This is a genomic window from Blautia luti, assembly GCF_013304735.1.
Classification (GTDB): domain Bacteria; phylum Bacillota; class Clostridia; order Lachnospirales; family Lachnospiraceae; genus Blautia_A.
In genome coordinates this window covers 1-1382 of the sequence record NZ_JAAITI010000089.1, presented here as the reverse complement: position 1 = coordinate 1382, position 1382 = coordinate 1, and the positions used below count along the sequence as shown (strand labels likewise).

The following is a 1382-nucleotide window of genomic DNA, read 5'->3' as shown; positions in this document are numbered from 1 at the left end:
TCTGGTAAATTCCATAGCGGTTTCCATCACTTTCTAAAAGAAGTGTTTCTTTGATCTTTGCTTTTTCTTCCGGTGTCATAATCGTTTCCTGACTTCTCCGGTAATTTTCCCATTCAAATTTCGTCACTCCGAATAACCCGTCATGCTGTAAAATATCCAGTTCCAGATTCATAATTCTTTGCGACTGTTCCTGACCACCAACTGCTCCGGTCAGTCCATAAACCGTTACTCCCTCATGGTGCAATTCCACTGCCCGCTCCCTGGTAAGCGGAAGCATACTTTCTGAATAAAATCCGGCTTCATGCAATTCTGATAAACCAATCATCGAATCCGGCAGACTTTCAATCTGTTCCTCCGCTTCTCCAATCAATTTTAGTACCGCTTCTCTGTTTCCATCCAGAATAGATTCTGCAAGATTCTCTGCCAGTTTTTCCATTGCTTCCCTATCATCCAGTTTATAAGCAAAATTCACGATAAGATTTCTCTGGTCATTGCTGAAAATCGTCCGTTCCTGCTCCAGACGATTAATAGTCTGTTCTGCATACTGCATGGCACTCATTTCTTCTGTCTGCTCCACAACATCTGCTTCCTGCTCTGCTCTTTCTATCTGAAGTTCTTTGAGTTTTTCCTCAATCTGTCCGATCATATCAGCAGAAGTCTTACGGATGGTGTCCATAGAAGCACGAAGCTCTTTCATATTTTTACCGGAAGACCAGCTTGCAATATAGGAAAAAGAATACTCCGATGTGTCCAGTCCGAAATGGTTACATACCACATAGGCAACACTTTCTGCTTCTACTTCCCTTGTAAGCTGATCTTTTACGATGCCCTCTGCTTCCATCTGATCACGATCATGCAATACTGCATGTGCGGTTTCATGCACCGCTGTTTTCATGGTTTGTGCCTCACTCATGCCAGGCTGGATAGCAATATATTTATCGACAAGCTGATAAAAGCCTTTCGCCTCCCCATCAATCTCAATAAAACGGATAGGAACCGGGGCAACCATTTTTAATGATTCCATAAAATCATGGTAGATCAAAACATCTCCATCCAGTTCTGATACCTCAAACTCTGGAATCGGTTCTCCTGTGGTCTGGCTGACATCAAATACTGTCGTAACCCGGAATTTTGTAATAACACGCTCTACTACTTCTGTTTCCGGCTGTCCATCTTCCCCGATCACAATCTCGCCTGTTTCCGGATCAGTTTTTTCAATCTCCTGTTTCTCTTTAAACGGAGCCGGGGCAATAATCTGGATGCCTTTTTCCCCTCTTTTTACCTGTCGGTTGAATTTCTTCTGCCATGCCTGATACCCCGCTACCAATGTTGCTTCCGGTTTCTGCATGGTGATCAGCAGTGTGTTATTAAAGCTGTAATTG

The 1382-nt window shown here is 43.3% G+C and carries 1 protein-coding gene; it reads right to left on the bottom strand.

Annotated elements, in window-relative coordinates; translation table 11 throughout:
• The coding region (locus G5B06_RS18535) for an ArdC-like ssDNA-binding domain-containing protein (protein WP_173772722.1) at window positions 1-1382 on the bottom strand (1382 nt) is incomplete at both ends.